The sequence below is a fragment of the Dinoroseobacter sp. S76 genome, from assembly GCF_049801095.1.
Taxonomy (GTDB): domain Bacteria; phylum Pseudomonadota; class Alphaproteobacteria; order Rhodobacterales; family Rhodobacteraceae; genus Dinoroseobacter.
On sequence record NZ_JBNAGH010000001.1, the window covers coordinates 70,974 to 94,652 of the forward strand.

At 65.2% G+C, this 23,679-nt stretch carries 28 protein-coding genes; 7 read left to right on the top strand and 21 right to left on the bottom strand.

The genetic code is table 11. The features are described 5' to 3' along the window. Positions 1–90: 90 nt before the first annotated feature. Positions 91–846, top strand: coding sequence for an HpcH/HpaI aldolase family protein (locus ACP153_RS00375; protein ID WP_424968980.1), 756 nt, complete (start codon positions 91–93; stop codon positions 844–846). Position 847: 1 nt separating this feature from the next. On the opposite strand, the gene ACP153_RS00380 is transcribed toward ACP153_RS00375, so the two are convergent. The 12 genes from ACP153_RS00380 to yajC all read right to left on the bottom strand — a co-directional run bounded on the left by ACP153_RS00380 (position 848) and on the right by yajC (position 9,327). Then, positions 848–1,510: a hypothetical protein gene (locus ACP153_RS00380; RefSeq protein WP_424968981.1), complete on the bottom strand. Its 663-nt coding sequence runs from the start codon at positions 1,508–1,510 to the stop codon at positions 848–850. 129 nt (positions 1,511–1,639) lie between these two features. Further along, complete coding sequence (locus ACP153_RS00385; RefSeq protein WP_424968982.1) at positions 1,640–2,368, bottom strand: choice-of-anchor W domain-containing protein; 729 nt, start codon at positions 2,366–2,368, stop codon at positions 1,640–1,642. Between the two features lie 92 nt (positions 2,369–2,460). After that, positions 2,461–2,916 (bottom strand): DsbE family thiol:disulfide interchange protein, encoded by a 456-nt coding sequence (locus ACP153_RS00390; RefSeq protein ID WP_424968983.1) that lies wholly within the window; start codon positions 2,914–2,916, stop codon positions 2,461–2,463. A 67-nt stretch (positions 2,917–2,983) separates the two neighbouring features. Beyond that, positions 2,984–3,148 (bottom strand): heme exporter protein CcmD, encoded by a 165-nt coding sequence (gene ccmD / locus ACP153_RS00395; RefSeq protein ID WP_424968984.1) that lies wholly within the window; start codon positions 3,146–3,148, stop codon positions 2,984–2,986. Continuing rightward, the gene (locus ACP153_RS00400) at positions 3,148–3,879 is read right to left on the bottom strand and encodes a heme ABC transporter permease (RefSeq protein WP_424968985.1); all 732 of its coding nucleotides are present in this window, start codon (positions 3,877–3,879) and stop codon (positions 3,148–3,150) included. Before ACP153_RS00400 ends, ccmD begins: the two co-directional genes overlap by 1 nt. Before the next feature lie 56 nt (positions 3,880–3,935). Continuing rightward, the gene (gene ccmB, locus ACP153_RS00405) at positions 3,936–4,592 is read right to left on the bottom strand and encodes a heme exporter protein CcmB (RefSeq protein ID WP_424968986.1); all 657 of its coding nucleotides are present in this window, start codon (positions 4,590–4,592) and stop codon (positions 3,936–3,938) included. Beyond that, positions 4,589–5,206 carry a heme ABC exporter ATP-binding protein CcmA gene (ccmA, locus tag ACP153_RS00410; RefSeq protein WP_424968987.1) on the bottom strand — a complete coding sequence of 206 codons (618 nt, stop codon included), beginning with the start codon at positions 5,204–5,206 and terminating at the stop codon, positions 4,589–4,591. The genes ccmB and ccmA overlap by 4 nt, the downstream gene beginning before the upstream one ends. A 44-nt stretch (positions 5,207–5,250) precedes the next feature. Continuing rightward, entirely contained in the window at positions 5,251–5,610 is a 360-nt protein-coding gene (locus ACP153_RS00415; protein ID WP_424968988.1) for an Mth938-like domain-containing protein, read from the bottom strand. 10 nt (positions 5,611–5,620) lie between these two features. After that, positions 5,621–6,373 carry a TSUP family transporter gene (locus ACP153_RS00420; protein ID WP_424968989.1) on the bottom strand — a complete coding sequence of 251 codons (753 nt, stop codon included), beginning with the start codon at positions 6,371–6,373 and terminating at the stop codon, positions 5,621–5,623. Next, positions 6,366–7,334: a protein translocase subunit SecF gene (gene secF / locus ACP153_RS00425; RefSeq protein ID WP_424968990.1), complete on the bottom strand. Its 969-nt coding sequence runs from the start codon at positions 7,332–7,334 to the stop codon at positions 6,366–6,368. The genes ACP153_RS00420 and secF overlap by 8 nt, the downstream gene beginning before the upstream one ends. A 3-nt stretch (positions 7,335–7,337) precedes the next feature. Next, the gene (gene secD / locus ACP153_RS00430) at positions 7,338–9,002 is read right to left on the bottom strand and encodes a protein translocase subunit SecD (protein ID WP_424968991.1); all 1,665 of its coding nucleotides are present in this window, start codon (positions 9,000–9,002) and stop codon (positions 7,338–7,340) included. A 7-nt stretch (positions 9,003–9,009) separates the two neighbouring features. Further along, entirely contained in the window at positions 9,010–9,327 is a 318-nt protein-coding gene (yajC, locus tag ACP153_RS00435) for a preprotein translocase subunit YajC (RefSeq protein ID WP_424968992.1), read from the bottom strand. Between the two features lie 772 nt (positions 9,328–10,099). Between yajC and ACP153_RS00440 the strand changes: the two genes are divergently transcribed. From ACP153_RS00440 to ACP153_RS00455, 4 genes are all read left to right on the top strand, one after another. Next, on the top strand, positions 10,100–10,801 hold the full coding sequence (locus tag ACP153_RS00440; RefSeq protein ID WP_424968993.1) for a VPLPA-CTERM sorting domain-containing protein: 702 nt from the start codon (positions 10,100–10,102) through the stop codon (positions 10,799–10,801). A 447-nt stretch (positions 10,802–11,248) separates the two neighbouring features. Next, complete coding sequence (locus tag ACP153_RS00445) at positions 11,249–11,542, top strand: hypothetical protein (protein ID WP_424968994.1); 294 nt, start codon at positions 11,249–11,251, stop codon at positions 11,540–11,542. A 239-nt stretch (positions 11,543–11,781) separates the two neighbouring features. Next, the gene (serS, locus tag ACP153_RS00450) at positions 11,782–13,077 is read left to right on the top strand and encodes a serine--tRNA ligase (protein ID WP_424968995.1); all 1,296 of its coding nucleotides are present in this window, start codon (positions 11,782–11,784) and stop codon (positions 13,075–13,077) included. 93 nt (positions 13,078–13,170) lie between these two features. After that, positions 13,171–14,292, top strand: coding sequence for a lytic murein transglycosylase (locus ACP153_RS00455; protein ID WP_424968996.1), 1,122 nt, complete (start codon positions 13,171–13,173; stop codon positions 14,290–14,292). A gap of 61 nt (positions 14,293–14,353) precedes the next feature. Here ACP153_RS00455 and ACP153_RS00460 read toward each other — a convergent pair whose 3' ends face one another. The 7 genes from ACP153_RS00460 to ACP153_RS00490 form a co-directional block, all read right to left on the bottom strand. Further along, a complete protein-coding gene (locus ACP153_RS00460) occupies positions 14,354–14,971 on the bottom strand; it encodes a cysteine hydrolase family protein (RefSeq protein WP_424968997.1) in 618 nt (205 codons plus the stop codon). Continuing rightward, the gene (locus tag ACP153_RS00465) at positions 14,971–15,417 is read right to left on the bottom strand and encodes a MarR family winged helix-turn-helix transcriptional regulator (RefSeq protein WP_424968998.1); all 447 of its coding nucleotides are present in this window, start codon (positions 15,415–15,417) and stop codon (positions 14,971–14,973) included. Before ACP153_RS00465 ends, ACP153_RS00460 begins: the two co-directional genes overlap by 1 nt. Before the next feature lie 59 nt (positions 15,418–15,476). Continuing rightward, on the bottom strand, positions 15,477–16,664 hold the full coding sequence (locus ACP153_RS00470) for a vWA domain-containing protein (protein ID WP_424968999.1): 1,188 nt from the start codon (positions 16,662–16,664) through the stop codon (positions 15,477–15,479). Between the two features lie 6 nt (positions 16,665–16,670). Next, a complete protein-coding gene (locus tag ACP153_RS00475; RefSeq protein ID WP_424969000.1) occupies positions 16,671–16,838 on the bottom strand; it encodes a hypothetical protein in 168 nt (55 codons plus the stop codon). Next, the gene (locus tag ACP153_RS00480; protein ID WP_424969001.1) at positions 16,838–18,241 is read right to left on the bottom strand and encodes a DUF2927 domain-containing protein; all 1,404 of its coding nucleotides are present in this window, start codon (positions 18,239–18,241) and stop codon (positions 16,838–16,840) included. Before ACP153_RS00480 ends, ACP153_RS00475 begins: the two co-directional genes overlap by 1 nt. Next, positions 18,238–18,696 carry an N-acetyltransferase family protein gene (locus tag ACP153_RS00485; protein ID WP_424969002.1) on the bottom strand — a complete coding sequence of 153 codons (459 nt, stop codon included), beginning with the start codon at positions 18,694–18,696 and terminating at the stop codon, positions 18,238–18,240. Before ACP153_RS00485 ends, ACP153_RS00480 begins: the two co-directional genes overlap by 4 nt. Before the next feature lie 86 nt (positions 18,697–18,782). Next, a complete protein-coding gene (locus ACP153_RS00490) occupies positions 18,783–19,625 on the bottom strand; it encodes an AAA family ATPase (RefSeq protein WP_424969003.1) in 843 nt (280 codons plus the stop codon). Between the two features lie 175 nt (positions 19,626–19,800). Between ACP153_RS00490 and dksA the strand changes: the two genes are divergently transcribed. Further along, complete coding sequence (gene dksA, locus ACP153_RS00495) at positions 19,801–20,223, top strand: RNA polymerase-binding protein DksA (RefSeq protein WP_424969004.1); 423 nt, start codon at positions 19,801–19,803, stop codon at positions 20,221–20,223. 132 nt (positions 20,224–20,355) lie between these two features. After that, positions 20,356–21,525, top strand: coding sequence for an FAD-dependent monooxygenase (locus ACP153_RS00500; protein ID WP_424969005.1), 1,170 nt, complete (start codon positions 20,356–20,358; stop codon positions 21,523–21,525). Between the two features lie 9 nt (positions 21,526–21,534). Here the strand turns inward: ACP153_RS00500 and xth are convergent, their stop codons facing one another. Beyond that, positions 21,535–22,314, bottom strand: a complete 780-nt coding sequence (gene xth / locus ACP153_RS00505) for an exodeoxyribonuclease III (RefSeq protein WP_424969006.1) — start codon at positions 22,312–22,314, stop codon at positions 21,535–21,537. A 174-nt stretch (positions 22,315–22,488) separates the two neighbouring features. Beyond that, complete coding sequence (gene rnd / locus ACP153_RS00510) at positions 22,489–23,646, bottom strand: ribonuclease D (protein WP_424969007.1); 1,158 nt, start codon at positions 23,644–23,646, stop codon at positions 22,489–22,491. Between the last annotated feature and the right edge of the window lie 33 nt (positions 23,647–23,679).

The following is a 23,679-nucleotide window of genomic DNA, read 5'->3' on the forward strand; positions in this document are numbered from 1 at the left end:
GGGCGACGCTCCGGCCCGCCCTGCACGCCCAGTTTCTCGTTTCGCAGAACGGGCCCCCTCCCCTAAGCGCGGGCAAATCGGGTGGGCCCCATGCCAACGCTGAAACATAAGCTGCACAGCACCACGGATCGGCTGACGCTCCATGTCTGCACGATCCCCTCGGCCACCGTGTCCCAGGCCATGGCGGCGGCGGGCGCGGATGGGGTGATCATCGATCTGGAGCATGGGGCCGTAGATTACGCCTCCGCCCATGCGATGATCGCCGCGACCCAGGGCTTTGACTGCGCGCCCACGGTGCGGATCGCCAAGAACGATCCCGCCCATGTGAAACGCGCGCTGGATCTTGGGGCCGAGGGCATCGTCTTTCCCCTGATCGACACGGCGGAGGATGCGCGCGCCGCAGTCGAGAGCCTGCGCTATCCGCCCGCAGGCACGCGCGGCTTTGGCCCGTTCATCGCCCATTCGCGCTGGGGCACGCCCATGCTCGACTATCGCGCAGGGATCGAGCCCGCGCTCTGCTGCATCCTGCTGGTGGAGACGCGCGCAGCGGTCGAGAATATCGACGCCATTGTCGAGGTCGAGGGCATCGACATGATCATCCCGGCGCAGTTCGACCTCTCGACCGCGCTGGGTGTCTCCGGGCAGTTCGATCATCCCGAGTTTCAGGCGGCCGTCGCCAAGGTCGAGGCGGCCTGCCGCGCCAAGGGCATCCCCCTGGGCGGTGTGGGTCTGGCAGAGGCACAGGCCGAGGCGCTCTTTGCCCGGGGCTACCGGGCGATTGCGGGGTCTGATCTGCTCTGGCTCAAGGCGAAGGCCGCCGAGACCCAGAGCTGGTGTTCGGGCTGAGCTAGGCTCGGCGCCGCGCGCGCAGCCCGCCCAAAAGCCCCAGCGCGCCCAGCATCAGCCAGGCCGCAGCGGGGAGCGGGATGACTGCCGCAGGCCCCGCCGCGATCGGCAAGACCCGACCATTGGCGTCCGTAAACTGCAGGCTCACCCCCACATCATCGCCGCTCACCAGATTGAGAAAGGAGATCTCCGCGCCGAGACTGTCATCCATCGAGAGCGCTGGCGGCTCCGGCTGGGGGTTGAAGAAGAGGGCATCCGCATCAATCACCGAGCCCGAGCCATTCTGCACAAAGCGCAGCTCCAGCGTCAGATCCGTGCCGAGATCGGTCATGAACCCCACATCAAAGCCCAGCAGACCGGGCAAGCCCACCGCATCCACCGCCTGGAACCCGGTGGTGAACATGCCGCCCCCTGCCGCGAGATAGAGCTGGAACGGTGTCGGTTCGACCCCCAGCACTTCCCGCAGGGCCGCGGTCGGATCAAGCGTGGTCTGGGCCACAAGGGCTGGTGGCTCCGGTTGTGGGTTGAAGCCGAAGATCACCAAGGGGTTCTCCGGTCCGGCGGGAACGGAGACCGACACGGTCTTCTCCCAATCCACCGAGGCTGCGGTGGCCCATCCCGGGGCCAGAGTGACCGCGAGCGCGATCAGAAAACGTGAAAACATCAAAAATCCTCCCTGAAAAATACCGTCAAGGCGAGGGGTCAGCCTAGCCAAGCGATGGTTTTCGGGCAAAGGATTTTCACTGGCGGGTCCGCGCGCGCAGAGGGCGCAGACCCGTTTTCAAGGCTGGGGTCAGGCGCGCCGACGCAGACCGGCACCGCCCAGCAGGCCCAGACCGCCCAGCATCAGCCAGGCCGCCGCCGGCAGCGGGATCGGCGCCACATCCACCGTGGCGATCTTGAAATTCACGTCCAGCCGCGAGCGTTGCGGCGGCAGAGCGCCCTCAAAGACCGCCGTGACCTCACCGGAAAGGGTCCAGCTATCTGCGAAATCCACATCCGACACAGCGAGGTAATTCGCATTGGCCGAACCGCCGCCCACATAGCCGACATCCGGAATGGCCGTCCCGTCGATCACCATGTTGCTGAGGGTGATGGTGTTGTTGTCGTCCTCGCTCCGGGCCCGGATGAACAGGGTGTCGATGCTGTCAAAAGCATTTGCGGCGAGCATGGTGCTCGACGTGACGGAGGCCGATTGTGACTTCAGGCTCAGAGACAGGCTGTCCGCCATCGCGTCATAGGCAAAGCTGAAAGAGACGGCCTCGCCGCTGACCCAGGCCCATTGCTGGACATCGAGGGGGGTGCCAGGCGGGTTCTGCACGCCGACCTCCCAATCGCCGCTGAGCCCCGCGGTCCCCCCGCGGATCTCGCCCACGGCGGCCTCGCAATCAGTGTTCGAGACGCCCTGATTGCACTGTGTGTTGAAGGTGCTGTCGCCGACAAAACTGCTGGTGGTGGCTGCATGACCCATGGAGGTCCCGAGCAGCAGGGCCGCGGAGACCGCGGCAGATTTTGTATACATGATCACACTCTCTAATACGTTACCGCTCGATGGTTAACAAATAGACGGGATTTGAGTCAAATCCGGCTGCGCGCATGGTTAACCCGGGCGGGTCAGGCTTCGGCGAGCGCGGGCCGAATGTAATCGCGCACGATATTGGACAAGACCGGCCCCGCATAGCGCAGCAGGATCCGGCCCTCGCCGTTCAGGACATAGGTCTCCGGCAGGCCGGTCAGGTTCCAGTCGCGATAGGTGGCCAAAGTGCCATCCTCGCCGAGCTTGGTGAAGGGCGAGCCGAGCTCGTCCAGAAAAGCCAGACTATCCGCCTCGATGTCCCGGTGGGTGATGCCATGGATCGGGATCCCCTCCGCCGCGAGCCCCATCAGGGCCGGATGCTCGGCCCGGCAAGGGGCGCACCAGCTCGCCCACCAATTGACCAGCTTGGGTCCCGGCGCCTTCAGATCCGGATAGGTCAGGAAGGGCTGGTCGCGCAGGGGGCCAAGGGTCAGCGGCGGGGCCAGCCGACCGGCCCGGGCACCGGGCTCAGGCGCGGGATCGGAGGGCGACATGAGCAGCGAGGAGGACAGATATCCTGCTCCTGCACTGACTGCGACGGCGCCTCCGAAGAGCAGAAGGTTACGCCTTTTCATTCGCCTCTTTGCGCGCCTCTTCAAAGGCCCGAAGCTGCGCGCGGACCTTGCGGCTCTTGGCGAGGGTCACGGCCACAAGGATGCCGAGCAACGCCAGCGACACAACATAGGCCATGGAGACCTCGAAGGCGTATTTCCCGAGATCCGGCATCACGCAGCCTGCCGTTCCCGCAGCCGCAGCGCCGACAGGCGCCGGGTGCGGATTTCCGTCCGGGTGCGCAGAAGCAGCAGCGTGATGAAGAGCAGCACGAAGCCAGCCAGACAGAACAGGAGCGGCTGATAGAACACATCCGCCACGTTCTTTTCCTTGTCGAGCGACAGGGAGGCGCCCTGATGCAGGCCCTGGTTCCAGAAATTGGCCGCGTAACGGCTGAGCACGGCGAAGACCGAGCCCACAAGGCAGAGGATCGAGGTCAGATCCGCCGCCGTGTCGGAGTTCTCGATCGCGGACCAGAGGGCGATATAGCCGAGATAGAAGAGGAAGAGGATCAGGAAGGAGGTCAGCCGCGGATCCCATTCCCACCAGGTCCCCCACATGGGCTGGCCCCAGATCGCCCCGGTAAAGAGCGCGATCAGCGTCATCACCACGCCAATGGGCGCCGCCGCCTTGGCCGCCAGCACCGAGACATGGTGCCTCCGGATCAGCCAGATAAGGGAGGTGACCAGCATCATCACCCAGATATTGATTGCCATCATCGCCGAGGGCACATGCAGATAGATGATCTTCACGGTCGATCCCTGGCGGAAATCATCCGGCGTGAAGAAGAAGCCCCAGACGAGCCCGACCACCAGACAGATCGCTGTCAGCCCCGCCGAATAGGGCAGGATCGCAGCCGAGGTCTGCATGAACTTCTTTGGATTGGCGTATTCCCAGAGTGACATGGGCTCGAAGGTAGGGCGCTGGCGCGAGGCTCGCAACGCGACAAAAGCCGCGAACGCTAACGCAGGTTGATACGGATTGCCGCAGCCGCCGCGAAGGGCAGCAGCGCGATGGTGCCGAGCGTGATCCCCGAGAGCATCAGGAGCGGCGTTGTCGTGTCGAACCCATCCACCGCCCGGCGCACGGTTTCTGCACCAAAGATCAGCGTCGGCACATAGAGCGGCAGGACCAAGAGCGACAGCAGTAGCCCGCCGCGTTTGAGCCCCACGGTCAGGGCCGCACCGAAGGTGCCGATCATGCTCAGGGCCGGTGTGCCGAGTGCGAGGGATATCACCAGCCATGGAAAGCCCGCGGGATCGAGGTTCAGAAGCACCGCCAGCACCGGGGCCAGCAGCGTCAGCGGCAGTCCGGTGGTCAGCCAATGGGCGAAGGCCTTGACCGCTACCAGCCCCTCCAGCGGCAGGGGGGCCGTGACCAGCAGGTCGAGCGAGCCATCCTCGAAGTCGAGCTGAAAGATCCGGTCTAGGGACAGAAGGCACGCCAGCAACGCCCCGACCCAGAGGACCCCGCTCGCCACCTCGCTCAGGATCCCGGTATCCGGCCCGACCCCGAAGGGTACGAGCACGGTCACGATCAGGAAGAACGCAAGGCTCAGGCCAAAGCCTCCACCCGCCTTGACCGCCAAGGCGAGGTCCCGGAGCAAAAGCGCCTTCACAGGAAGGCCTCGTCGAGCTCGGTCTCCTCGATCGGAGCCACGGCCTTGTAGGGCGCGAGATCGAGGGTCTTGGCCTCAATCCCCAGCTCGATATGGGTCGCCATCAGGGCCATGCCCCCGGTCGCCAGATGCCCGGAGATCATCTCGCCAAAGAGTGCCACATTGGCCGCGTCCAGAGAGACCGTCGGCTCATCAAGGATCCAGATCGGGCGCCCGGTGACCATCATCCGCGCCAGCCCCAGCCGACGCTTCTGCCCTGCCGAGAGATCCTGCGCCTGCCGGTCCGCAAGGGGACCGAGGGCATAGAGCTCCAGCGCCGGGGCGATATCGGCGACCCCGTAAACCTGCGCCCAAAAGGACAGGTTCTGGGTCACGGTCAGCGGGCCTTTCAGCCCATCCGCGTGGCCCGCATAGGCCATGCAATCCTCAGGCGCTTCGACCTGCCCGGCCACGGGCGGCTGCAACCCGGCGACTGTGCGCAGGAGCGTCGTCTTGCCGATCCCGTTCGGGCCACGCAGCACCACCGCCTCCCCGGGTGCGAGCGCGAAGCTCACCCCCTCGAGCACGGTCAGGCCACCGCGCTGGCAGCTCAGATTTTCGACACGTAATTCCACGGGTTGGGCTTAGCGGATGCAATCGAGCCGGGGAAGCGAATTCCTCAGGGTGCCTCAACCACGGGCAGAAGCGCGAGGCCCACGCGGCGTCCCTCAGACAGGAGCACGTTGTAGGTCCGGCAGGCCGCCGGGCTCGACATCACCTCGAGGCCGATCCCCTGCCCCTCCACCGCGTCGCGAAACGCGGCGGGCGCATGGGCGATCTCGGCCCCCATGCCGAGAAAGAGCACGTCGATCTCTTCGGCATTGAGCGGGCCCAGATCCTCGAGCCCGCCCCAGCGTTGCACGCCCGCAGGCGAGAGATAGAGCGCGCCGTGGTGCACTTCGCCGCCCACACGAAAGAAGCCGGGGCCATAGCCCTCAACCGGCTGAGCGTCGGAATAGACAACTTCGTTCAAGCGCATGACGGCTCCCTCACACAGAGATTGGCAGGCCCAGGATCGCGGCGGCTGCGATGATGACATAGGCGGTGACCCGGTAGAGCCCCGCGCGGCCCGGGGTGAAGAACGCCCGCCCGAGGGCCGTACCAAGGGCATAGGGGATCAGGAGCAGAAGGCCAAGGCTCACAGCCCCAGGGGGCACCGCCCCTTGCAGGGCCATGACCGGTAGAAAGGCGAGCGAGCTGAAGGTCAGAACGAGGATCGTGTTGGCGCGGCTGCGCGCGGCCTCATCCTGCCCGCCCAGCTGAAAGAGCACGAGAACCGGCCCGTTGAGCCCGGTGGCCCCACCGAGAAACCCGACCCCTGCCCCGACCGAGAGCCAGGCCCGCGGCCCGGGCGGACGGGTGTAGCGCAGCCCTGCGATCAGCGCAACAAGCGTGCCGATCACCACCGCCGAGACCGCCCATTGCAGCACATCGCCCGACAGGTGGCGCAGAACCCAGACCCCGGGAAAGGTCGCCAGCACCGCGGCGATCAGCAGGAACCGCACGGCGCGCAGATCCGCCTCCCGCAGGGCTCCGGGCACGACGGTGAAAACCGAGGAGAGGGCCGACAAGGAAAACGCCCCCACCGCGAGGGAGGGGGCGATAAAGATCGTCGCGAGCGGCATGAAGATCAGCGCCGCGCCAAACCCGGCAAAGCCATAGATCAAACCGGCCAGCGCCGAGATTCCGCAGAGCCAGAGCAAGCCGGGCGTTGCCAGCCCGGCCGCCAGCATCTCAGGCATCGATATTGGCGTATTGGTTGCCCTTGTTCGCGTCCGGCTTGGACCAGTCCCGCTTCACCCCGAGATAGAGCAGGATCGCAGAGGCCACGAAGACCGAGGAATAGGTCCCGATGATCACGCCCCAGATCATGGCAAAGACGAAGCCCCGGATCACGTCGCCACCCAGCACATAGAGCGAAATCAGCGCGAGCAGCGTGGTGACGGAGGTCATCACCGTCCGGCTGAGGGTTTCGTTGATGGACTGGTTCAACACCTCCATCAGCGTCTTCTTCTTGTACTTGATCAGATTCTCGCGCACCCGGTCGAAGACCACCACCGTATCGTTCAGCGAGTAGCCGACGATGGTCAGCAGGGCCGCGATGATCGCGAGATCGAACCGGATCTGCAGCAGGCTGAACACCCCGATGGTCAGAAGCACGTCATGGACCAGCGCCGCAACGGCGCCCACGGAGAACTGCCATTCAAACCGCAGCCAGATGTAGAGGAGCACCGCCCCGATGGCGAGCGCCACGGCAATCACCGCCGATTGGATCAACTCGCCCGAGACCTTGGGCCCGACGCTCTCGACGCTCGGGAAAGTCATGTCGGGATAGACCGCCTGGAGCGCCTCCTCGATGGCGAGGATGGTCTCCGGCGTCACGCTCTCCTGACCCTCCTGGGCCTGAATGCGGACCATGGCCACATTACGCTCGGGCCCGAAGGTCGGGTCGAACACCTCGGTGATCGAGATATCGCCCAGATCCAGCGAGCCGATGGCGTCGCGATAGGCGCCCACATCGACGGCCTGGGTGCTCTCGGTGCGGATGGTCGTCCCGCCTCGGAAATCGATTCCGAAATTCAGGCCGACCACGGCGAAGATCACGATGGCCGCGATGACCGCTGCGACAGAGGCCCCGAAGGTGACCTTCCAAAAGCGGAAAAAGTCATAGGAGGTCTCGGTGGGAACTAGCTTCAGACGCATGGCTCAGACCTCGATCGTTTTGGGGCGTTTGCGCTCGAACCACATGATCACGAGCAGACGAGTGACGAAGATGGCCGTGAAGACCGAGGTGAGGATGCCGAGCCCGAGGGTGATCGAGAAGCCGCGCACCGGGCCGGAGCCCATGACGAACAGGATCACCGCCGTGATGAAGGTGGTGATATTGGCATCGAGGATCGCGCTCAGGGCCTTTTCATAGCCAAGCTCGATGGCCCGGGCGGGGCCGCGCGCGGTCTTGAGCTCTTCGCGGATCCGCTCGAAGATCAGGACGTTGGCGTCCACCGCCATCCCGATGGTCAGCACGATCCCCGCGATCCCAGGCAAGGTCAGGGTCGCACCGATCATGCTGAGAAGGCCAAAGATCAGGCCCACATTGATGATGAGCGCGATGTTGGCGAAGATCCCGAACAGGCCATAGCTGAGGAACATGAAGAGCAGCACGCCCGCAAAGGCCACCAGACAGGCGATGGTGCCCGCGTCGATGCTGTCCTGACCAAGCTCAGGGCCGATGGTGCGTTCTTCGAGGAAGATCATCTCCGCCGGCAGCGCGCCCGCCCGCAGGAGAACCGCGAGCTGGGTGGATTCCTCGACCGAGAAATTTCCGGTGATGATGCCCGATCCGCCCGGGATATGGGACTGGATGACCGGGGCAGAGATCACCTCTTCATCCAGCACAATGGCGAAGGGCAGCCCGATATTCTCGGCCGTGTAGTCGCCAAAGAGCCGCGCGCCCGTAGGATTGAACCGGAAGTTCACCGCAGGGCGGCCGTTCTGGTCAAAGGCGGGTTGGGCATCGGTGAGCTGGTCGCCGGAGACGACCGGCGTCTGTTCGAGGATGTAATAGGTGTTCGGCTCGTCAATCGAGGGCAGCAGCATGTTGCGCGGCCCCGGAGGCGCATCTGCATCCCCGGTCCGGCTCACCACCGGGTGGAAGGTCAGACGCGCGGTCGTGCCGATGATCTCCTTGAGCTCGGCGGCGGAACCGATCCCCGGCACCTGGATCAGGACCCGGTCCTCTCCCTGACGCTGGATCGTCGGCTCGCGTGTGCCGACCTCATCCACACGGCGGCGGATGATCTCAAGGCTCTGCTGCAGGGTCCGATCGTCGGTGGCCTGCCGCTCCGCCTCGGACAATTGCACAATGACATCAGCGCCTTCGAAGGTGACCTCAATGTCAGTGGACCCGACCCCGGTGAGCGAGGTCACAGGCTGCGCCAGCCCCCGCACGATGGCCACGGCGCGGGTGATCTCGGCCGGTTCAGAGATCCGAACGCGGAGCTGGTCCGGCGGGCTGTCCTGACGGCGAATGGTGCCGATCGTGGACCGCGCCTCCCGCAGGGCGTCGCGGACATCGGGCCAGAGCCCATCCATCCGGTCCGCATAGACATCGGCGACCTGCACTTCGGCCAGCAGATGCGCGCCGCCCCGCAGGTCGAGCCCGAGATTCACAAGGCTCGAGGGCAGCACACTCGGCCACTGGCCCAGATCCGCTGCAATTTCCCCCGTCTCGGCCGCCCCGGCCTCGACCAGCTTGGCGGCGTCATTATGGGTCTCGACCCGGCTGTAGAACGCGTTGGGCATCGCAAAGGACAGCCCCAAAAGGACCAAACCCCAGATAACCACCCGTTTCCAAAGGGGAATTTGCAACATGTCTGGATCAGCTCGCCGGTTCGGTCTTGGTCAGAACCTGCTGGATCGTGTGGCGCACCACGCGCACCTCGGTGCCCGATGCGATCTCGACCTTCACTTCGTTGTCGTCAACGACCTTGGTCACTTTGGCGATCAGCCCGCCTTGGGTCACGATCTGATCCCCGCGCCGCAGAGCCTCGACCATCGCCTTGTGTTCCTTCACTTTTTTCTGCTGCGGACGGATCAGCAGGAAATACATGATGGCAAAGATCAGGATCAGCGGCACGAAGGAGGTAAAGGCCCCTCCGGCCCCGGCGGCCTGGGCGTAGGCAGGTGTGACGAACATGAATGTCCCCTCAGTCAGAAGATCTGTTTTGGGCGGCCCCCCGCCCGGTCAATCGGCGCGCACCGTATAGACGGGCCCGCGGGCATTCAAGGCAGATAAGGCGCGTGCAAGCCCGCAGCAACCACCGAATTCCGGCGGCAGCGATCCGTCGGTCATCTGTCGGACTTCTGTCGGACATGTGTCGGGCAAAATGTCGGACCCCCAGATCTTGCGTTTTGACCGACACTCCCTGTGTTTGGAGGGACGTAGTGAGAGAACGCGACCCGCCCAAGGCCCGCACAAAACGTGAGAGCAGCGGCGCAGCCCGAGCACTATGTTTGTTGTCCTCTCATGTGTTGCCAGCGAAACCGCAGCGATCAGACCGAAAGGTCGGTCACGCGCGCCCTCTGCCCGATCCTGCCTGAGGGCGGACACGCTGGGGTCGGACGGGATCTTCGACGGCTCGACATCTCGCCAAGGGGGCGACGGTCCTGGCTGGCCATGGCCGCTCAGAACCAAGTCTTCGGTCGGAGATGTACCCCTGCGCGAGCGGCCGCCTTCGCGCCCTTCATTTATCCGTTGCCAATGAAAAGGTTACCCAGGCGCAGCCGCTTTTCGACATCACGCGACACCACCGATTTGCCCTTCTGAAGACCCGGTCACGACTGGCTTGAAAGGCGCTGCAAGCCCATCTGGGGCCGTTAACCATTTGTTAGCCAATTATTTGACAGAGAACCGGTGCGCTCTTAGGGCTGGAGCTGTGTTTGGTAACGGTTCTTCGAGGAAAAACCCCATGAAAAAACTACTCGCGGCAGCAGCCGCATGCTTTGTTCTGCCGCTCGGCGCCCAGGCCGCCAGCGTCACAGTTAACCTGGATCCGGGAACGCTGTTCACGACCGATGCGATCGGCTCGTTTTCCACCGATGGCGGTGACATGGACGGTATGCTCGTCACCGGCACCTTCGCGGGCGGCGGCAGCGAAACCCTGACCTTCAATGGCACGGGCGGGTCCGCCGGCTCCACCGGCGCGGGCAGCTTCAGCCTCAGCCTTGGCAGCGACAGCTTCAACGGCATCTGGTCCGTTGATGTCAGCTCCGGCCTTCTGACATCCGTGCTGATCCAGGGTTCGCCCGGTGACACGGTGTTTGACATTGCGACCAACCTCGCGGGCGGCAGCACTGAAAACAGCGCAAGCGGCCGGACGTTCACCGAGACCTCCGACCTGACTGGGGCGATCGATGTGACCTACTCGAATGCGGTCGCTCTGACCGGCGACCCGGCCGTGGGCGATCTCTACGAGTCGCTGTTCATCGACCTGTCGGGGCTCTCGGGTGGCGGTCTGACCACCACGCAAACCCTGGCGTTCCGCGCGGACACCGACAATGCGGCAGCCGGCTCCTCGGTTGTCCCGGCTGTCCCGCTGCCGGCCTCCTTCCCGCTCATCCTCGCCGGTCTCGGTGCACTGGGCCTGACGCGGAAGCGCCGCAAGGCCTGATCGTCTGCGCCCGGGCACTGGTGCTTTCCCATGGGAAGCGGCTCCGGAGCTGGGCAACACGCTCGGACAGAGTGAGAGAAAAAGCAGCGTGCCACCACAGGTGGCGCGCTGTTGCGTTTTGCGCCCGAGGCGGCGGACCTTTGGGAGCCGCGTCGCGTCTTCCAACCAGTGCCCCCGTGTGCGCGCTAGGCAGCCCGCTGGACGAAGCCAGTGAAGTGTCTATGACCCGCCTCAGCGGATCGTCGTTGGACTTGGAAGCGGCAGCGCTGCACTACACTGCGATGAAAATCACAAGTCTGGGGCCCAAAACCAATTGCCGTCGTTTCTCGAAGATTCTGGATTTATTGAGTCCCAATGTGACGTTCATTTCTATTCCAGCATTTGCCTGTGGCGTGTATTGCTCTTACGTCTGAAACCACGCGACCCAAATTGAAAAAGGACTCCACAGTGCTGAAATGGATCGACGCGCGCGTTGAGGCGCTGGAAGACATGATTGAAGAACGTCCAGGGCGGATGATCATTTACTCACTGTGTAGCGGCATTGCGTTACTTGCGGTCCTGATCACTGTTCTCGGGTGGGTTTCGGAACGATTTGGAACCGCGTATCACAATTCCATTGTGGTTGTGTTTTTCGGGCTGGCCTTTACGTGTTTAGGTGTGACGATGAAGGCAATGCATTCTATTGTGCGGCGTTGGGATAGCGCGCACCGCGCAAAATACATTGTAAAAAGGCCGAAGTGATCGTGGGCTCGTTGCGGCATCCGAAATCTGCGTCATAGAGCATTCCAGCCGTACTCGTGCGAGGACACCTCCCAGCCTGAGACGATACAAGAGACCGCCCTTGGTGCCTTACTGAGCCTGGCGGCTCGGATCCTCGGCACCTCGCGCTCCGCGGCCCCTAGCCCTCGGCGCAAATCTCGGCCATATACCCGGCGACGGCCCATTCCGGGTCCGCCACGGCCAATTGAGGACTGCCCGCCATGCATGATATCCGCCTGATCCGCGAGACCCCGGAGGCGTTTGACGCCGCTTTGACCCGCCGGCCCGGTGTGTCTGCGGTCTCTGGATCGCTGCTGGAGCTGGATGCGGCGCGGCGGGCCAAGATCCTCGCCGCCGAAACGGCGCAGGCGGAGCAGAACGCGGCCTCCAAGCAGGTCGGGGCGGCCAAGGCCAAGGGCGATGAAGCGGAGTTCGAACGGCTGCGCGCGCTGGTCGGGGCGAAGAAGGCCGAGGTCGCCGCGCTCAAGGCCGAGGCGGCGGAGGATGATGCGGCGCTTACGGCGCGGTTGATGGAGATCCCGAACCTGCCTTTCGAGGACACGCCCGAGGGGGCGGATGAAGAGGACAATGTCGAGATCAAGCGCTGGGGCACGCCGCGCGCCTTTGATTTCGCACCGCAGGAGCATTACGCCCTGCCCTCGGTCACGCCAGGCATGGATTTCGAGGTGGCGGCAAAGCTTGCGGGCTCGCGCTTTGTGGTGCTCTCGGGGGCCGTGGCGCGGCTGCACCGGGCGCTCGCGCAGTTCATGGTCGACACCCATGTGGAAGAGAACGGGCTGACCGAGACCTGGACGCCGGTGCTGGTGCGCGAGGAGATGATGCTCGGGACCGGGCAGCTGCCGAAATTCGGCGAGGACAGCTATCAGACCCGGGAGGGGTGGTGGCTGGTGCCGACGGCGGAGGTGTCACTGACCAATCTGGTCAGCGGGGAGATCCTGGAGGAGAGCTATCTGCCCCGGCGCTATGTGGCCCATACCCAGTGTTTCCGCTCGGAGGCGGGCTCGGCGGGGCGGGATACGGCGGGGATGCTGCGCCAGCACCAGTTCGAGAAAGTCGAGATGGTGTCGATCACCAAGCCCGAGGACAGCCGGGCGGAGCTCGATCGGATGACCGCTTGCGCGGAAGGTATCCTTGAGGCGCTCGGGCTGCCCTACAGGACCATCGTGCTCTGCACCGGCGATATGGGGTTCGGCGCGCGGCGCACCCATGACATCGAGGTCTGGCTGCCCGGGCAGGACACCTATCGCGAGATCAGCTCGGTCTCGGTCTGCGGCGATTTCCAGGCCCGGCGGATGAATGCGCGCTACCGGCCAGAGGGCGGGGGCAAGCCGGAGTTTCTCCACACGCTGAACGGCTCGGGGCTCGCGGTGGGGCGCTGCCTGATCGCGGTGCTGGAAAACGGGCAGCAGGCGGATGGCTCCGTGGATCTGCCCGAGGTGCTGCACCCCTATCTGCGCGGCAAGACGCGGATCGACGCGACCGGTACGCTGGTCTGAGCCAGGCGGGGGCCGCAAAGCCCCTGCCCCATTGCCATTCGCGCGCGCACCCCTAGGCTCTCCCCCAAGGCAGAGCAGGACGGGGCGCAGATCATGGACAGACGGGTTTTCGGAGCGGGTCTCGCGGCCTTCGCACTTACGGGTTGCGGAGGTGCGCCGCGCACGACCAGCGTGCAGCAGGCCAGCGGGCTGCCCGATGACCTGCGGCCCGCGCCCAATGCGAACTATGACGCCTGGGTCAGCCGGTTTCGCGCCCGCGCGGCGGATCAGGGATTTTCCCAGGACCTGCTGCGGCGGGCCTTTGCGGGCACGGGCTATCTGCCCGGGGTTGTGCGCCGCGACCGGAACCAGACCGAGTTCACCCGCACGCTGGAAGACTATCTCGCCATCGCCGTCTCGGACGAGCGCGTGGCCCGCGGTCAGGCCGCCTATGCCACCTATCGCGACACGCTGGAGGCGATCGCCACGCGCTACGGCGTGCCCGCCCATGTGGTGACCGCGATCTGGGGGCTTGAGAGCTTCTATGGTGACCGGCGGGGCGATGTGCCGGTGATCTCGGCGACCTCCACCCTGGCCTTTGACGGACGGCGCGGCGCGTTCTTTGAACAGCAGCTCGTCGCGGCCCTGCGAATCCTCGAGAATGGCGACACGACCCCGGCGCGGCTGGTGGGCAGTTGGGCGGGGGCCATGGGGCATACGCAGTTCATTCCGACTTCCTACGAGGCCTTCGCGGTGGATTTCACCGGCGATGGGCGGCGGGACATCTGGGCCGAGGATCCCAGCGACGCGCTGGCCTCGGCGGCGGCCTATCTTGACCGCAATGGCTGGGTCAGCGGGCAGTCCTGGGGGCGCGAGGACCTGAATGGCAGCTTGCAGCCGCAAGCCGGGGGACCGCGCTTCACCACCACGCGGAATTTCGCGGTGATCAAGCGCTATAACAACTCGGATGCCTATGCGATCGGGGTCGGACATCTGTCGGACCGGATCCTCGGCGGCCCGCCCCTGCGCCAGCCGTTCCCGCCAGACGCAAACGGGTTGACCAAGGAGGACCGGGTCGCCCTGCAAGAGCGGCTGACCGCGCGGGGCTTCGATACGGGCGGCGCGGATGGGGTGATCGGCCCGAACAGCGAGGCCGCGATCCGGGCCTATCAAGCCAGCCGCGGCCTGCCGGTGACGGGGGTGCCATCGCGCGAGCTCTTGCGGATGCTGGGCTGATACGCGCCACAGCCCGCTGGCCGCGCGCGAGGCGTGGCGGTGGGCTTGTGCCCGCCCTGGCTCAGGCCAGTCCCCCCCCTGCCGCCTGCAGCCGCGCTTTGGACTTGTCCGTCTTGCCTGCCGCCAAGGTGCCATCAGCGACCACCGTCACCGCAAAGCCCCGGGCCCGCGCCGCGAGTGCGGTCTTCAGCACACAATAGTTGAAATCGAGCCCAACGATCCGCAGCTGCCCCACATCAAGCTCCGCCAGAAGCGGATCCAATGCGCCGGTCTCGAACCCGTCCTGCACCCGCTTGACCAGCGCGTGATCTGCCAGCCCGGAGAAGGGCGCAGCAAACTCGGTGCCCTCGCTGCCCGGAAGCGCCTGCCCTTTCATGAACAACCGTGCGACGCTGCGGGGCGCGGGTTGCGACCACTCCTGCCGGATCTCGATCACCGGATGGCCCGCGGATTTCGCGGCATCGACCTCCCTTAGGATGGCCGCCTGCGCCGCGGATTTCCGGGCATCGGAATAGGCGCCCCCGTCCCAGAACACGGTTTGCAGATCGATCATCAGCAGGGCCGTGCTGGGACGCTCCGGGATCGGATCGCCGCTACTCACTGCACTGATCTGCCACAGCCCGTAGCCCAACCACAGGAACCCGGCGCAAACGAGGGCCGCGAGAAGATAGGGGAGCATCAGGGAGCCTCCTCGGCGTGGGATTTGAGCTGCGCGGTGAGCGCGCGCACGATGCGGAGGGCGGCGGCGACCTCCGCCGGGTCGAGATCCGCGCCGATGCGCTCGATCAGGGCCAATTCGCGGGCGATGACTTCGGCGATCAGGCGGCCTCCGGTCTCGGTCAGACTGAGGCGCGGGGATCGTTTGTGACGCGGGTTCGGTCGCTGTTCGGTCAGACCAGCGGCGAGGGTCTCATTGACCATGAGCTGCACATATTGACGCTTGATCTCGAGCCGCTCCGCGACCTCCGGCACGGTGAGCTCCCCGTGGGCGTGAAGCATTTCCAGAACCGCGCGCATCCGCACCGTGAGCCCTGTCCCAGCGAGGCCCTTTTCCACAGACGCCTCCGCCGCCTGCATCAGGGGGCGGGACATCCAGACGAGATCATAAAGTGGCGAGTCAGTCATAATGACAATATAGATGTCATTCTGACATGCATAATGTCAATGCACGACCACCTACACGTTCAGCGCCCCAACACGCGCATCCCTCGGTCGATGCCATCGAGGGTCATGGGGACCATGCGTTCGGGGCCGAAGACCTGTTGGATCATCTCGATGGACTGGGTGTAGCCCCAGTGGCGCTCGGGCACCGGATTGAGCCAGAGGTGGTTCGGCCATTGGTCGCGCAGCCGCTCCAGCCAGACATAGCCAGCTTCGGCATTCCAGTGCTCATTCGCGCCGCCGGGATGGGCGATCTCGTAGGGCGACATGGAGGCATCTCCGACGATGATGCATTTATAGTCCGACCCATAGGTGCGCAGGATCTCGAAGGTCGACATCTGCTCGGACCAGCGGCGGCGATTGTCGCGCCAGACGCCCTCATAGATGCAGTTGTGGAAGTAGAAATACTCCAGATGCTTGAACTCGGCGCGGGCGGCGGAGAAGAGCTCTTCGACGAGTTTGATATGGGGGTCCATGGAGCCGCCCACATCGAGAAACAAGAGAACCTTGACCGCGTTGCGTCGCTCGGGCCGGGTCTGGACGTCGAGATAGCCATGCTCGGCAGTGGAGCGGATCGTGCCGTCGAGATCGAGCTCATCGGCGGCCCCGTCGCGGGCCCATTGGCGCAGGCGTTTCAGGGCGACCTTGATGTTGCGGGTGCCGAGCTCGACGGTATCGTCGAGGTTCTTGAAGGCGCGCTTGTCCCAGACCTTGACCGCGCGCTGGTGGCGACTGCCCTCCTGTCCGATGCGGACGCCTTCGGGATTGTAGCCATAGGCGCCGAAGGGCGAGGTCCCGGCGGTGCCGATCCACTTGTTCCCGCCCTGATGGCGGCCCTGCTGCTCCTTGAGGCGCTCCTTGAGGGTCTCCATCAGCTTGTCAAAGCCGCCCAGCGCTTCGATCTCGGCGCGCTCTTCGTCGGTCAGGTGCTTTTCGGCGAGCTTCTCCAGCCACTCCTTCGGCAGGTCGACAGACTCGAGCACCTGCTCCACCGTGATCTGCTCCAGCCCCTTGAAGGACGCGGCAAAGGCCCGGTCGAACCGGTCCAGATGGCGCTCGTCCTTCACCATGGCGCAGCGCGCGAGATAGTAGAACGCCTCGGGGTCGTAGACCGCCATGCCCTGCCCCAGCCCTTCGAGAAAGGTCAGGTATTCCCGCAAGGAGACCGGCACGCCGCCGGTCCGAAGCTGGGAGAAGAAGGGCAGGAACATGGGGGCTCAGGCCGCCAGACGTTCCAGCACGATGGTGGCGATGAGGCCGATCAGGCCCCAGAATATCGCGAAGCCGGCGGCGTATTGCGCCATGTCGCGCTTCAGCCCATTTCGCGATTTGGCGAGCCACGCGCCCCAGCCGGCCCCGCCCAGTAGTCCTGCAACAATCAGCATCAGCTTCCCCGATCCGTGGTCTCTTCGGGCGCTCTCACGGGTGGAGGCAGGGCGGCGATCTCCGCCAGCCGGGCCCGCACCCTGGCGTCCGAGCCGATGCCATATCTCGCCCAGCCCAGACTGTCGAGACGCACGGCCTCCGCCTCGGAAGCGCGGCCCAGAAGATCGAGCGCCTCGGCTTTCATCATGAGAAGCGTGGCCAGAAGTGCTGCATTCTCGGAGCGTTGCACCGCGGGCAGCGCGGAATTGGCCAGACGCAGGGCGGTGTTGGCCTGCCCGTTGATCAGCGCGAAGGCGACGATCTGCATGGTGACATGGGCCTGCTGGACCTCGGTGCCCTCGGCGGCCCCGTAGAGCCCCCCCGCCTGCAGGAAGGAGGCGAGCGACAGCTCAGGGTCGGAGCCGAGCGCGAGGCGGCCCAGCACGTAATAGCTGAAGGCGCTGCGCACATCGGGGAACTGGGCGTCGCGGGCGATGCGCACGGCCTCGACGGCGGTCTCCTCGCGCTTGCGGGGCGAGGTGCCCGGGCCAAGCGCGGCCTCCACCGCGTTGATCCAGTCGCGCCGGGGCACGTTGGGTTGCGCCCGCCCGGCGGGACGCCCGCCCGGATTGAGCCGGTTCAGGATCCGGGGCAGCTTCTCGGCCACCTGCGCGGGCAGCATGCCGGAGCGCAGCTCGGGCGCGTAGGTCACGCGGAGCATGAGCATGTCGAAACTGGTCAGGACCGGATGGAAGTTGTCGTCATTGAAGACCGAGTTTTCCAGCCGGTAGAGGTCATTGAGCGGGCCGAGAGCCTGGGCGATCTCCTCATGGAGGCAGTCGCGCACCTCCTGCGGGCTCACGTCATTGGGCACGAAGACCGAGGCGCGGGTCCGTGTCTGCAACCGGGTCCAATCCACGGTCGAGGAACGGCGGTTGCGCAGGAACTCATTCCAGCCCGCCACGTTCGGCACCACGAAACAGGCCGCTTGCGGGACATAGCGCTGGATCTCGCGGCGCGGCAGGGCCTCGACCACGATCTGGGCCGCCTCGTTCTGGCCCGCGCGCGCGATGTCGAGCCCCGCCTCCCGCTGCAACCGGTCGAGCAGCCGCGCGAGATCGGGGCCGAGGGTCAGGGGCGCATCGCCGAACACCGCCACCCGCACGGGGCCTTCGAAACGGGTGAAGCGCGTGAGCGCACGACCGCTTTCCATCTGAAAGCTGAGCTCCATGAAATCGGCGGCCAGCTGTCCATTGGACCGCCCCACGGGCGCGGGCTTGTAGGCGCCGAAGGTCTTCATGGGAGGCAGCTCGCCACTTGGCTGCAACCGGCTTGGCGGATCGCTCACAGGCGGCGCTGTCGGCCCCGAGGCGCAGCCCGCCAGCAGCAGCGCGACCGGCAGGAGCCAGGCCAAGCGCCTCATGCGGGCACCCGCGTGTATTTGATGAAATCCGTGACCTGAGCCACCTGATCATAGAGGGCGCGCGCGGTCGCGTTGCCCTCTTGCGTCGTCCAATAGACCGAGGCCGCGCCGTCCCGGTCGGCGGCGTCATAGACCGCTTCGATCAGGGCGCGGGCGACCCCCTGCCCCCGGGCCTGCGGAACCGTATAGAGGTCCTGAAGGTAGCAGACCGGCGCGATATGCCAGCCATGGCGGTGATAGATGTAGTGCACAAGGCCGAGGATCTGCCCGTCCCGCTCGGCCAGAAGCCCTTGGTAGTCGGTGACCTCCGGATCGCAGAGGCGGGCAAAGCTCGTCTCATAGACCGCTTCGGGCAGCTCGGTCTTGTAGAAGGTCAGATAGCCCGTCCAGAGCTGCCGCCACGGGGCCGCATCGCGCGTCTCGATCGGGCGCAGGGAAAGGGGAGATCCGGTCATGGGCGCAGCATGCGGGCTGCCACCGGGGGGCGCAAGCCCGCGGCGCCGCAGGGATGGCGGAGCGTTGCCACTGGGCCCCGCTGCGCCTAGCGCCGACCGGAGCGGGCGAGAAAGGCGAGCCGCTCGAAGAGCGCCACATCCTGCTCGTTCTTCAGGAGCGCGCCGTGGAGTTTCGGCAGGGCATTGGCGCCGTCGCGCTTGAGATCCTCCGCCGTCAGGTCTTCGGCCAGAAGAAGCTTGAGCCAATCCAGCACCTCGGACGTGGAGGGTTTCTTCTTGAGCCCCGGGGTCTCGCGGATCTCGTAGAACTGGGTGAGCGCCGTGCTCAGGAGTGCGCCTTTGAGGCCGGGATGGTGCACCTCGACGATCTTGCGCAGGGTCTCTTCCTCGGGAAAGGAGATGTAGTGAAAGAAGCAGCGGCGCAGGAAGGCGTCCGGCAGTTCCTTTTCGTTGTTCGAGGTGATGATCACAATCGGGCGCGTTTTCGCGCGGATCGTCTCGCCGGTCTCGTAAACGAAGAACTCCATCCGGTCGAGTTCCTGCAGCAGGTCATTCGGGAACTCGATATCCGCCTTGTCGATCTCGTCGATCAGCAACACGACCTTGTCGTCGGCCTCGAAGGCCTGCCAGAGCTTGCCCTTCTTGATGTAGTTGGCGACGTCATGGACGCGCTCATCGCCAAGCTGGCTGTCCCGCAGACGGCTCACGGCGTCATATTCATAAAGGCCCTGCTGCGCCCGGGTGGTGGATTTGATCGACCATTCGATCATCGGCAGGCCGAGGGCCGCGGCCACCTGACGGGCCAGTTCGGTCTTGCCCGTGCCCGGCTCGCCCTTGACCAGAAGCGGGCGTTCCAGCGTCACGGCGGCGTTGACCGCAACCTTCAGGTCATCGGTGGCGACATAGTCCTTGGTGCCGTCAAAGCGCATGGGGGCTCCTGGAAAATGGGATCTCTTGCGACGTTACACCAGCTTCGATTTCGCCCGGCAACCCCCTATATTTGCGTGACAAGGTGTGGGAATCTGAGTATGACGCAGACAGGGAGGGCAACGGATGTCAGGTGAACCAGACGCTGAACAATCCGGCCTGTATGAGGGAGCAAACATGCGCGCTGAGACGTTTTTGCCAGACGATTACCGTCCTGCTGAGGACGAACCGTTTATGAACGACAAGCAGACCGAGTATTTTCGCCGCAAGCTGTTGGCGTGGAAGAACGAGCTGCTCGAAGAAAGCCAGAACACCATTTCCGAATTGCAGGGCGCGGCCCGGAACATCCCTGACGTGGCCGACCGGGCCTCGGAAGAGACCGACCGTGCGCTGGAACTGCGGACCCGTGACCGTCAACGCAAGCTGATCACCAAGATCGATGCGGCCCTGCGCCGGATCGACGAGGGTGAGTATGGCTATTGCGAAGCGACCGGGGAGCCGATCTCGCTCAAGCGGCTAGACGCCCGTCCGATCGCGACCCTGAGCCTTGAGGCGCAGGAGCGTCACGAGCGCCGCGAAAAGGTCCATCGCGACGACTGACCCCGCCCATCGCGCGGGGCCAGCCTCGGACGCGATGCAGAGCGGCCACACCTGAGACAGCACCGGAGGGCAACCTCCGGTGTTTTTCGTTTCCAGCTTTGAAACGGAATATTTTGCGGCTACTCCCCACATATGGTGTTGGTCGGACGAGAGATAACTGTTCTTGGGGCCGGGATCGGGGGGCTTTGCGCTGCGATCTGTCTTGCTGCGCGTGGCGCACGGGTCACCGTTCTCGAACAGGCCGACGAGATCCGCGAAGTTGGCGCCGGGATCCAGATCAGCCCGAACGGCATGCATGTTCTGAACGCGCTGGGACTGGGCGACCGGCTCTCGGCCATGGCGATGCAATCGCGCGCCGTGGTGCTGCGCGACTTCGCCGATGGGCGCGAGGTGCTGCGGATGCCCCTGCCCGAGAGCCCCGGCTTCATGCTGACCCATCGGGCGGATCTGATCACCCTGCTGGCAGAGGCCGCCCGGGAGCTCGAGGTGGCCATCGAGCTCGGCTGCAAGGTCGATAGCGTCACCCTCTCCCCCGGTATGGCGCCGAGCCTCAAGCTCGCCGGTGGTCAAACCCGGAGCGCGGAGCTGCTGGTGGGGGCGGATGGTCTGCACTCGCAAGTGCGCAAGGCCGTGGACAAGCCCGCCAAGCCCTTCTTCACCGGTCAGGTTGCCTGGCGCATGATCCTGCCCCAGACCCATGCGCCGGACCCCGAGGCCTCGGTCTTCATGGGGCCGGGCCGCCACGTTGTCAGCTACCCCCTGCGCGAGGGCACGGTGCGCAATATCGTGGCCGTGGAGGAGCGGGACCGCTGGACCGCCGAGGGCTGGACCCAGCCCGACGATCCCATGCGCGTGGCCCGGGCCTTTGCCAGTTTCGCGCCGCAGGTCCGCAATTGGATGAAAGCCGCGCAGGAGGTCCATGTCTGGGGCCTCTTCCGGCATGAGGTGGCTCAGAGCTGGTATCGCGACGGGGCGGTGATCCTCGGGGACGCGGCCCATCCCACCCTGCCCTTCCTCGCTCAGGGCGCGAATATGGCGCTGGAGGATGCCTGGGTTCTGACCGACAGTCTCGCGCGGGAGGAAAGCGCTGAGGCGGGGTTTGCCCTCTATGAGGCCCGGCGCGCGGCGCGCGTGACCAAGACCGTGCAGGCCGCCAACAGCAATGCGCGCGCCTATCACCTGCCCCAGGGCCCGGTGCGCAGCATGGCCCATGCGGGGCTCTCGCTGCTCAACCGCTTTGCGCCGCATCTGCCCCTGCGCAAGTTCGACTGGCTTTATGGCGAGGATGTCACCAAGGGCTGACCCCTTGGCTCAGGCGGCGAGATCCACGATCACGGGCACATGGTCCGAGGGCTTCTCGCCCCCGCGCACGGCTGCATCGATCCGGCAGTCCCGCATCAGGTCCGCGCAATCGGGCGTCATCAGCACATGGTCGATCCGGATCCCGTCATTCCGCTGCCATGCCCCCGCCTGATAATCCCAGAAGGAGTAGTGCCCGGCACCCTGGTGGCGCGCGCGAAACGCTTCGGTGAAGCCGAGATTGAGGATCCGCCGGAAGGCCGCACGGGAGGCCGGCAGGGCGAGCGCGTCCTTGTGCCAAGCATCGGGCCGGGCGGCATCCTCATCCTGTGGAATGATGTTGTAGTCACCTGCCATGAGCGCAGGCTCCTCAGCGGCCAGCAGCGCCCGCGCGCGGGCCTCCAGCCGAGCCATCCAGGCGAGCTTGTAGTCGTATTTCGGCCCCGGCGCCGGGTTGCCATTGGGCAGATAAAGCCCGCACACCCGCACGGGCACATCGCCCATCACGGTCGCCTCGATCCAACGCGCCTGTTCGTCTTCGTCATCCCCGGGCAGGCCCCGGGTCACATCCTCCAGCGGCAGCTTGGAGAGGATCGCGACGCCATTGAAGCTCTTCTGCCCATGGGTCTCGACGATATAGCCCATGTCTTCAAAGAGCTCGCGCGGGAAGTTCGCGTCGATCGACTTGATCTCCTGAAGCACGACCACATCGGGGCTCGCCTCGCGGAGCCACTCCGGAAAAGCGTTGATCCGGGCCTTGATGCCATTGATGTTGAAGGTCGCAACCTGCATGTCCCTGCCCTCTCGGTTTTGCCCGATAGAGCCCGAGGGGCGCGGGAAAGTCCAGAGCCGCCGCGCCCGCGGCGGCGGTCCGCTTGGCGGTTTTCCAGACCCCCGACACGGAGGCGACGGAAGGTGCCACGCGGGTCCGCCGCATGCTGAATGGCATGCGGCCGTATCGCCGGACTAGAGCTCGACGATGCGCACCTTGCTGCCCTTGGTCGTCAAAGCAATCTCACCGTCACAGAGCCTGAGCGCATCACGCCCGAAAACCTGCGCCCGCCAGCCCTTGAGGGCCGGTCCATCAAGCTGCCCTGCGGCCATACTGTCGAGCTCGGCCGTGGTGGCGATCATCCGCGAGGCGACCCCCGCATCCTCGGACTTTGCCTTCAGAAGCACCCGTAACAGATCCGCCAGCGCAGAGTTCACCTGCATCTTGTCCCGCGTGCGGTCGACCTTGGGATAGGTCGCGGGATCCGCGCTCTGCCCGGCTTCGACAGCGGCGAGAATGCCATCGGCGATCTCCCCCTTGCGCGCCTCGCGCAACAGAAGCCGCGAGCGGCTGAGATCCTGCATGCTCTTGGGCCGGGTCGAGGCGAGCTCCAGCAGGGCATCATCCTTGAACACCCGGCTGCGCGGCACGTTCCTAGTCTGGGCATAGGTCTCGCGGAACTCTGCCAGCGCCCGCACCGTGGCGAGGAACTTGCCGGAATTGGTCCGGGTCTTGATCCGCCGCCAGGCGTTCGCAGGCTCGACCACATAGGTCTCGGGCTGCAGCAGGATCTGCAACTCCTCCTCGACCCAGGGGCGGCGGTTGTTGCGGTCAATCTGAGCCGAGAGATGCTCGTAGATCACCCGCAGATGGGTGACATCCGCGAGTGCGTAGGTCTTTTGCGCCTTGGAAAGCGGCCGGTGCGACCAATCCGTGAAGCGCGAGGTCTTGTCGAGGCTCTCGCGCGCGATCTTGCGCACGAGGGTCTCGTAGCCGACCTGTTCGCCAAAGCCGCAGACCATGGCCGCGACCTGAGTGTCAAAGAGCGGTTCGGGGAAGACCCCGTGCTCCACAAAGAAGATCTCGAGATCCTGTCGTGCCGCGTGGAACACCTTGACCACACCGGGATCGCGGAAGAGGTCGAGCATCGGCTCAAGGGACATGCCCTCGGCCAGGGGATCGACCAGCACCGCGCTCTCGGGCCCCTCGCCGGGATAGGCGAGCTGCACCAAACAGAGCTTGGCGTAATAGGTGCGTTCTCGGAGGAACTCCGTATCTACGGTGACATAGGAATGTTCGGCGGCACGGGCGCAGAACTCGGCGAGCGCGTCCGTATCAGTGAGTATGTCCATCTGGGCCTTGCAGTTTATTTCTTATTTGGCCTC

Excerpts from the sequence above, each read along its gene's own strand:
- ACP153_RS00375 (WP_424968980.1), top strand. The coding sequence starts at position 91 with ATGCCAACGCTGAAACATAAGCTGCACAGCACCACGGATCGGCTGACG.
- ACP153_RS00380 (WP_424968981.1), bottom strand. The coding sequence starts at position 1,510 with ATGTTTTCACGTTTTCTGATCGCGCTCGCGGTCACTCTGGCCCCGGGA.
- ACP153_RS00385 (WP_424968982.1), bottom strand. The coding sequence starts at position 2,368 with ATGTATACAAAATCTGCCGCGGTCTCCGCGGCCCTGCTGCTCGGGACC.
- ACP153_RS00390 (WP_424968983.1), bottom strand. The coding sequence starts at position 2,916 with ATGTCGCCCTCCGATCCCGCGCCTGAGCCCGGTGCCCGGGCCGGTCGG.
- ccmD (WP_424968984.1), bottom strand. The coding sequence starts at position 3,148 with ATGCCGGATCTCGGGAAATACGCCTTCGAGGTCTCCATGGCCTATGTT.
- ACP153_RS00400 (WP_424968985.1), bottom strand. The coding sequence starts at position 3,879 with ATGTCACTCTGGGAATACGCCAATCCAAAGAAGTTCATGCAGACCTCG.
- ACP153_RS00415 (WP_424968988.1), bottom strand. The coding sequence starts at position 5,610 with ATGCGCTTGAACGAAGTTGTCTATTCCGACGCTCAGCCGGTTGAGGGC.
- ACP153_RS00420 (WP_424968989.1), bottom strand. The coding sequence starts at position 6,373 with ATGCCTGAGATGCTGGCGGCCGGGCTGGCAACGCCCGGCTTGCTCTGG.
- secF (WP_424968990.1), bottom strand. The coding sequence starts at position 7,334 with ATGCGTCTGAAGCTAGTTCCCACCGAGACCTCCTATGACTTTTTCCGC.
- secD (WP_424968991.1), bottom strand. The coding sequence starts at position 9,002 with ATGTTGCAAATTCCCCTTTGGAAACGGGTGGTTATCTGGGGTTTGGTC.
- yajC (WP_424968992.1), bottom strand. The coding sequence starts at position 9,327 with ATGTTCGTCACACCTGCCTACGCCCAGGCCGCCGGGGCCGGAGGGGCC.
- ACP153_RS00440 (WP_424968993.1), top strand. The coding sequence starts at position 10,100 with ATGAAAAAACTACTCGCGGCAGCAGCCGCATGCTTTGTTCTGCCGCTC.
- serS (WP_424968995.1), top strand. The coding sequence starts at position 11,782 with ATGCATGATATCCGCCTGATCCGCGAGACCCCGGAGGCGTTTGACGCC.
- ACP153_RS00455 (WP_424968996.1), top strand. The coding sequence starts at position 13,171 with ATGGACAGACGGGTTTTCGGAGCGGGTCTCGCGGCCTTCGCACTTACG.
- ACP153_RS00460 (WP_424968997.1), bottom strand. The coding sequence starts at position 14,971 with ATGCTCCCCTATCTTCTCGCGGCCCTCGTTTGCGCCGGGTTCCTGTGG.
- ACP153_RS00465 (WP_424968998.1), bottom strand. The coding sequence starts at position 15,417 with ATGACTGACTCGCCACTTTATGATCTCGTCTGGATGTCCCGCCCCCTG.
- ACP153_RS00470 (WP_424968999.1), bottom strand. The coding sequence starts at position 16,664 with ATGTTCCTGCCCTTCTTCTCCCAGCTTCGGACCGGCGGCGTGCCGGTC.
- ACP153_RS00475 (WP_424969000.1), bottom strand. The coding sequence starts at position 16,838 with ATGCTGATTGTTGCAGGACTACTGGGCGGGGCCGGCTGGGGCGCGTGG.
- ACP153_RS00480 (WP_424969001.1), bottom strand. The coding sequence starts at position 18,241 with ATGAGGCGCTTGGCCTGGCTCCTGCCGGTCGCGCTGCTGCTGGCGGGC.
- ACP153_RS00485 (WP_424969002.1), bottom strand. The coding sequence starts at position 18,696 with ATGACCGGATCTCCCCTTTCCCTGCGCCCGATCGAGACGCGCGATGCG.
- ACP153_RS00490 (WP_424969003.1), bottom strand. The coding sequence starts at position 19,625 with ATGCGCTTTGACGGCACCAAGGACTATGTCGCCACCGATGACCTGAAG.
- dksA (WP_424969004.1), top strand. The coding sequence starts at position 19,801 with ATGCGCGCTGAGACGTTTTTGCCAGACGATTACCGTCCTGCTGAGGAC.
- ACP153_RS00500 (WP_424969005.1), top strand. The coding sequence starts at position 20,356 with ATGGTGTTGGTCGGACGAGAGATAACTGTTCTTGGGGCCGGGATCGGG.
- xth (WP_424969006.1), bottom strand. The coding sequence starts at position 22,314 with ATGCAGGTTGCGACCTTCAACATCAATGGCATCAAGGCCCGGATCAAC.
- rnd (WP_424969007.1), bottom strand. The coding sequence starts at position 23,646 with ATGGACATACTCACTGATACGGACGCGCTCGCCGAGTTCTGCGCCCGT.